Annotated in this window: 7 protein-coding genes and 1 pseudogene; 6 read left to right on the top strand and 2 right to left on the bottom strand. The window is 65.6% G+C overall.

Going from position 1 to position 6,387, the window contains the following annotated elements; genetic code table 11:
* Positions 1–102 precede the first annotated feature (102 nt).
* Entirely contained in the window at positions 103–537 is a 435-nt protein-coding gene (locus BLT82_RS38450; protein ID WP_244529904.1) for a DUF6461 domain-containing protein, read from the top strand.
* A 618-nt stretch (positions 538–1,155) separates the two neighbouring features.
* Here the strand turns inward: BLT82_RS38450 and BLT82_RS37495 are convergent.
* The gene (locus BLT82_RS37495; RefSeq protein ID WP_167746176.1) at positions 1,156–1,308 is read right to left on the bottom strand and encodes a hypothetical protein; all 153 of its coding nucleotides are present in this window, start codon (positions 1,306–1,308) and stop codon (positions 1,156–1,158) included.
* Between the two features lie 701 nt (positions 1,309–2,009).
* On the opposite strand from BLT82_RS37495, the gene BLT82_RS34900 reads away from it, so the two are divergent.
* The 4 genes from BLT82_RS34900 to BLT82_RS34915 all read left to right on the top strand — a co-directional run bounded on the left by BLT82_RS34900 (position 2,010) and on the right by BLT82_RS34915 (position 5,620).
* Positions 2,010–3,095, top strand: a complete 1,086-nt coding sequence (locus tag BLT82_RS34900) for a homogentisate 1,2-dioxygenase (RefSeq protein ID WP_244529905.1) — start codon at positions 2,010–2,012, stop codon at positions 3,093–3,095.
* 45 nt (positions 3,096–3,140) lie between these two features.
* Positions 3,141–4,415: an alpha/beta fold hydrolase gene (locus tag BLT82_RS34905; RefSeq protein ID WP_143041590.1), complete on the top strand. Its 1,275-nt coding sequence runs from the start codon at positions 3,141–3,143 to the stop codon at positions 4,413–4,415.
* A gap of 89 nt (positions 4,416–4,504) precedes the next feature.
* The gene (locus tag BLT82_RS34910; protein WP_143041591.1) at positions 4,505–4,759 is read left to right on the top strand and encodes a YciI family protein; all 255 of its coding nucleotides are present in this window, start codon (positions 4,505–4,507) and stop codon (positions 4,757–4,759) included.
* 37 nt (positions 4,760–4,796) lie between these two features.
* A protein-coding gene (locus BLT82_RS34915; RefSeq protein WP_093662240.1) for an IS5 family transposase occupies positions 4,797–5,620 on the top strand; the annotation gives its coding sequence in 2 pieces (ribosomal slippage) (positions 4,797–5,145 and positions 5,145–5,620; 825 coding nt in all).
* Positions 5,621–5,628: 8 nt separating this feature from the next.
* Here the strand turns inward: BLT82_RS34915 and BLT82_RS36690 are convergent.
* Positions 5,629–5,749, bottom strand: a pseudogene (locus BLT82_RS36690) (IS5/IS1182 family transposase); the annotation flags it as partial.
* A 12-nt stretch (positions 5,750–5,761) separates the two neighbouring features.
* On the opposite strand from BLT82_RS36690, the gene BLT82_RS34920 reads away from it, so the two are divergent.
* Positions 5,762–6,298, top strand: a complete 537-nt coding sequence (locus tag BLT82_RS34920) for a nuclear transport factor 2 family protein (protein WP_107490294.1) — start codon at positions 5,762–5,764, stop codon at positions 6,296–6,298.
* Positions 6,299–6,387 lie beyond the last annotated feature (89 nt).

Raw genomic sequence — 6,387 nt, forward strand, 5'->3', positions numbered from 1 at the left:
AACCCATGCACTTCTTCCACTGGTACGAGGACGGGAACTCCGGACCACGTCCGAGTGGCCCGCGGCCAGGGAGGGAGCACCCCCGATGCCCCCAACCCGGTGATGCGCGACGTTGGTCTCGCGGCGTCGGACGACGAGTACGAGACGAGCGAGCGCGTCGACACCAAGGCGGCGGTCTTCGGCCTCGCCGAGCGGCTGACCGGGGTGAGAGCGACAGAGGAACTGCTCCAGAGGGCCGAATACCAGCTCGGGCATGTGCCCGAGGAGCCCGCCGAGGAGTGGACCGGCATCATCATCGAGATCACGGACGCACACGGGGAACGCTTCTACAGGGAGTTCAGCCGCGACCAGGTCGAGACAGGCATGGCCCGCGCCCGCGCCGAGGCGGAGGAACCGATCGTCATCCGCGGGCCTTCCTCACCCGCCCCTGACCCGCAGTGCGATGGGCAGTCCCGTGACCGCGGGTCGGGTGATCAGTCGCTGGTGCGGGACGAGCGGTGTCACGGTCGGCGAGTTCGACCGGTTCGTGACGCCTGAGCCGGCGATGAAGTCGGTGTGGGAGCACCGGTTCATGGCTCGATCCGGCACCTGAAGCCCACGGGTCGCGGCTCGCGAACACGACGTCGTCAGACGTCCCCGGCGCGGAACCCGCACCGTCGTGCACAGGGCGCAGGGCGAGTGTTGCGAGCTCGCCCGGACACGCACCGGGCCGTTCAGCGCCTTCGGAGCCGTCTCGTCAGGGAGACGACGGCGAGGACGACCGGGATCACGAGGGTGATCGCGATCAGGAGAATGAATGACGGTGCCCTGAGTGAGGGAGAGCCGCTGCGCTGTCATCGCCAGGTCGACCGCTCGCACCGACCGCGCTGTCGGTGCGAGCGGTCGATCGGGCCACTCGGTGATGCGGTGAGCTTCGGCCGACGCTCCGGGCGCCGCAGCCGCCGGGCGGCTCCACCCCCCGCAGCGGAGCGTCGGCCGGCAGGTACCGGAAACTCCGGCCGCCTGTTCCCTGCCGTGTGCCGCCCGTCGCCTGAGAACCGGCGCCTTCCGCAGGGCGCTGGTGCGCCTGGTGATGCAGCGATGATCCGGAGGGCGACGACCGGGCGGAGGCGTACCGCCCCACGGCGGCCGCTTTCGGCGGCGTGCACGGGTGGATCAGCCCGAGGAGCGTCGTCGTCCCGCGTCGAGCCTGTTGATCTGCTCCGGGGACATGGCGCGGGCCATGATAGCGATGTCACCCTTGTCGATCGCGGCGCCCATGGCTTCGGGGCCCTCGAAGGCGCGTACCACGACCTTGTCGTTGTTCATCTTCAAACTGCCCCGGGTAGAGGGGGTTCTTGGTGAAGGTGACGCCGGCGATCGTGTCGTCCTTGACGGTGGCCTTGAAGATGTACCGGCCGTCCTGACCGGAAACTCACGTCGTGACGCGATCGAGCGGATCCACGCGTGGACGACCGGCCTCGGTGACGATCCTGACGACGTGAGTTTCCGGCCCACGACGCGGGCGAGCTGTTCGACGGGCCGCTGCGCGTCCTCCGTCATGCCGCCCGGACCGGGCAGGAGCAGCAGGCCAAGTCCGTTGGTACGGACGCGTTGTCCGTAAGGCACCAGAGTCCGTGCCACTCCGGTCGGGCGGCCGTCGGCGGCACGGAGACCTGACCGAACCGAACTGAGGGTCTCGTCCGGCAGTCCAAGGATGTGAACCGGCGCTCCGCCGGCTCGGCCGACTCCACCATCACTGCAGCCAGATGCGGTAGCAACCGCCCCAAACCGCCGACACTCACGCACGAAGAGCGACCGTACGCGGCTACTTGGAGATACGAACGGCTCGATCGTGCGGCGGCCTCTCCCTGCGAGTACCCGTATACATCGGGCGTTCCACAGCCGGCACGTGGCGTGCAGCATCGTGCTCAACAGCTGGACACAGCCCAGGAGGTATTCCAGTGGAAATCAGGCCAATGCGCTCGTGGATTCACCACAGCCGGGGCGAAGTCCTTCGGCAGGCGGGCGTGGGACGACAGGATCTGGTCGGCATCTACGAGGACATGATCACCAGGCAGGGGTTCGAGGGCCGCGACGCGTACCTGTACCGGCGCAACGAGCCGGTCAAGTTCAAGCGCATCGAGGGTTCCGCGGCGTACCTCGACCTCGACGGGAAGCTGCTCGAGCCCACCGACCTTGCGTTCGCCGATGGCGGCCAGCTGAAGCTGTTCTACAACCCGGACGTGTCCATCTGGGTGAGCCGGCGCAGCGAGAACATGACCTACACGGCGCGCAACGCCGACGGGGATGAGCTCTACTTCGTGCACGAGGGCACCGGCGTCTTCTACACCGAGTTCGGCCCGATCCCCTACGAGCCCGGCGACTACGTGCTGCTGCCGAAGGGCGTGAGCTACCGGATCCGCCCCGCCGGTCCGGTCAACTACTTCCTGATCGTCGAATCGGCCGAGGAGATCGGCTTCGCCGACATCGGTCCGATCGGCCGCCGTGCTCCGTTCGACCCGGCCCTGCTGTACGTGCCCTCACCGGAGCTGGACGAGCTCGGTGACGGCCGCAACGAGACCGGTGAGTGGCCCGTTCGGCTCAAGTACGACGGCCAATACTCCACGGTGTTCTACGACTTCGACCCGATCGACGCCGTGGGCTGGAAGGGCGACCTGTTCCCCTTCAAGATCAACATCAGGGACTTCCGGCCGATCACGAGCGACCGCATCCATCTCCAGCCGACCGCACACAGCATTTTCGCCACGCGGAGTTACATCGTGGGCAATCTGCTTCCCCGTCCCATCGAGGCGGCTCCGGGCGTGGAGCCGGTACCGGCGTACCACCGCAACGTGGACATGGACGAGTTTGTGTTCGTCCACGGGGGGACCGCTCTCGGTCTGGAGGCCCCAGCGGCCAGCCTTTCTTTCCTGCCACGGGGCCTGCACCACGGCCTGCCCGAGGAAATCATGGAACAGATCCGCAAGACGGTGAAGCCGGGCGACTACATCGACATGGAGTTCATCTTCGTGGACACGGCGCGCCCGCTGCTCGCCACGCAGGAGGCCCTGGCCAGCAAGCGTCAGCAGCACTACCTCAAAGGCAAGAAGTAGTCCGGTCAGTAAGAGCGTCAAGCGACGGGATCCTGGTGATAGTACATGGCTGAACAGCAGAAAAAGATCAGTACCGTGGGCGTCGGCATCGCCGATTTCTCCGCCCTGCCGGAGAGGACCGAGACGACGGTCATCCCGGTCGCCGCCTTCGACGGTGTCGCCTCCCGGGGCGTCCTCTACACTCGGGGTGGCGAGCGGACAGTCGTGGTGGTGTCGCATCCGCGCGGCGACAATAGCCGGCATTACGCCGCTCCGGCTCTCCTGGAGGCCGGGTATGCCTTCTACTCCCACCAGACCCGGTCCTTGCACAACGACATCGACTGCGAGCACGAGAGACTGCTGCTCGACCTCGCGGCGGGACTCAGCCATCTGAAGAACAAGCTGGGCTTCGAGAACATCGTGTTCCTCGGAAACAGCGGCGGCGCATCGCTCCTTGCGTTCTACCAGCAGCAGGCGACCAGGACACCTCCGGACAGGCTGATGGACACCGCGGGCGGGGAACCGCTGGACCTCAACGCGGTGGAGATGCCCAGCGCCGACGGGTTCGTCCTGCTCGCGGCGCATCCCGGTCAGGGGCCGTTCATGCTCACGAGCATTGACCCCTCCGTCGTCGACGAGGACGATCCGCTGGCAACGGATCCGGAACTCGACATGTACAACGCAGCCAACGGATACCGCGAGCTTCCGGAGCCGAGCAAGTACTCGGAGGGGTTCCTGGAGCGTTACCGGGCGGCGCAGCGGGCACGGGTGGCCCGGCTCGATGCCCTGGCCCGCAGTCTGATCGCCGACCAGAAGCGTAACCGGCAAAGGATGCAAGATCCGGGGTTCGCGGACCTGCCCCTGGAGGAGCGCAGTCGCATAACGCGCCGCGCGGTGGTGGGCAGCTACATGGTCGTCCACCGGACCGAGGCCGACCCGGCGTTCCTGGACCTGAGCCTGCACGCCTGGAAGTCCACCCGGAAGCCCGGATCCATTCTCGGGCCCCGGCCGGAGGAGACCAACTACGCGCCAGGCGGGTTCGGTCGCGTGGTCACACCACGAGCGTGGCTGAGCACCTGGTCCGGGCTGTCGACACGGGCCAAGCTGCTCGAGTCGGTCGAGTCGATTCACGTACCGCTGTTCGTGGTCAACTTCACCTCCGACAGCCTCGCCTTCCCCGACGACAACCAAACCCAGTTCCACGCCAGCCCGGCCGAGGACAAGGCCATGCACTTCGTCGAAGCCGACCACTTCGGTCTGCCCCTCCCGCAGCGCGAGCAAGCCCTGCGTCCCATCGTCGAGTGGCTCACTCCGCGGTTCTCCGCAGCACCCAGCAACTGAAAACCCTTTTTGGCCGGAGCGGTGGATGGCATCGCTCCGGCGGATGGCACTGAACAACATCACCGGAGTGTGAAGTGAAGCATTTTGTGGTGACCCTCGAGTTCACCGGAACCTCCATGGACCAGGAGGTGAGTGCGGCCCAGGCAGCTTTCGCGCACCGGCTGTACAACAAAGGCGCCCTGGTTCTCGCAGGTCCGTTCGGCGACGGCGAGGGAGGGATGGCCGTCCTGCGCTGCGACTCTCTTGAGCAGGCGGAAAAGCTCTACCGAGACAGTCCCGTCATCCGCTCCGGCCACGCCACCTTCAAGGTGCGTGAATGGAAGGTCCTGCTGGGCGAGATTTAGACCGTGTCCTATGTGGTGCCCGCTCGTTGGATGGTTCATGGGGCGGGGTACGTGGAGTTGGATTGTTCCGGACGGGTTGTGGGAGATCGCGAAGCCGCTGATCCCGCCGTCGAAGGTGCGGTCGCAGGGCGGCGGGACGCAGGACACGCCGGACGAGACGCTGTTCGCCGCGATCGTCTACGTGCTGGTCAGCGGCTGCGCCTGGCGGGCACTGCCGCCGTGCTTCGGCATCTCCAAGTCCACCGCCCATCGTCGGTTCATGATCTGGTCCAGGGCTGGCGTCTGGGGGCGGTTGCACGAGGCGGTCCTCGACAGGATCGACGAGTGCGGCTTGCTGGACCTGTCGCGAACGGTTCTCGACTCGGCGCACGTGCGGGCCAAAAAAGGGGCGAACTCACAGGTCCGAGTCCCGTGGACCGGGGCAAGGCGGGTTCCAAGATGCACGTCCTGTCGGACGGACACGGACTGCCCCTGGTCGTCGGCGTCTCCGCAGCCAACACGCACGACAGCCTCGGACTGAAGCCGATGGTGGCCGGTCTCCAATCGAGACACGACCCCGATCGTGGCTGGCACTACAAGCCCCGCAAACTCCACGCCGACAAGGCCTACGACATACCTGAACTGCGAAAATGGTTACGCGGCAAACGCATCGCAGTCCGGATCGCCCGCAAAGGCATCGAATCCAGCGAACGGCTCGGCCGCCGCAGATGGGTCATCGAACGCACCATGTCCTGGCTCACCGGCTACCGCAGACTCAACCACCGCTACGAGCGCCACCCCCGCAACCACCTGGCCTTCCTCGGCCTCGCCGCCGCCCTCTGCTGCTACTCGTCCGCCTCACCACATAGGACACGGTCTTAGGCACCGTTTCAGTTGGTGAGTCGGCGGTAGCCGATGAGGGCTGCGGCGATGCCGACGAAGGCGAGGAAGTGCTCGGTTGCGCTCGTAGCGGCGGTGCAGTCTGCGGCATCCGGCCAGCCAGGAGACCGTATCCACTGGGCCATGGTCAACTCCCTGACCCACCGGCTGACCGTCGACCCGAACAAAGTAGGGCAACACCTCCGTCCGAAACCCCCCCGCGGCAGCCTAAACCAGTACCGAACACCCTCTTACGCCAAGGAAGAATTTGTGAGTCACGCATCGCCCTCGGAAGTAGTCCGAGACTTCTGTGCAAACTTCGGGCCCACCTACGACGACGCCATCGTCATGTTCAAGCGACTGATCCACTCGAATGTCAGCTGGCAGTCCATCACAACCATCGACCACCCCGTGGAAAGCCTCGACGCGATGCTGGAGAACCTGCACCGCGCCCGTGAAACCATGGGGGCGGAACGATTTCGTGTGGACATACATCATATCCAGGACAGCGGAGACGTTGTTCTGTTGCACAGGACAGACAATGTCATGGACAAGGACGGCAAGCTGATACATGCGCTCGATATGATGTCGATGTTCCGTGTGAAATACGGGAAGATATGCTGGTCGCGGGAGTACTTCTTCGACTCGCGCTCTTTTGCCGTGGACTGGGAAAACTACTGAGGTTGAACTCGTGATGTCGCTGGGTTGCTCAGGTGGGTTTGATGGTCAGGCCGGTCTCGGCGAGGCAGCCGTCTATGAGGTCGCTGCGG

The organism is Streptomyces wuyuanensis, from assembly GCF_900103455.1.
Lineage (GTDB): Bacteria > Actinomycetota > Actinomycetes > Streptomycetales > Streptomycetaceae > Streptomyces > Streptomyces wuyuanensis.

Excerpts from the sequence above, each read along its gene's own strand:
- BLT82_RS38450 (WP_244529904.1), top strand. The coding sequence starts at position 103 with ATGCGCGACGTTGGTCTCGCGGCGTCGGACGACGAGTACGAGACGAGC.
- BLT82_RS37495 (WP_167746176.1), bottom strand. The coding sequence starts at position 1,308 with ATGAACAACGACAAGGTCGTGGTACGCGCCTTCGAGGGCCCCGAAGCC.
- BLT82_RS34905 (WP_143041590.1), top strand. The coding sequence starts at position 3,141 with ATGGCTGAACAGCAGAAAAAGATCAGTACCGTGGGCGTCGGCATCGCC.
- BLT82_RS34920 (WP_107490294.1), top strand. The coding sequence starts at position 5,762 with ATGGTCAACTCCCTGACCCACCGGCTGACCGTCGACCCGAACAAAGTA.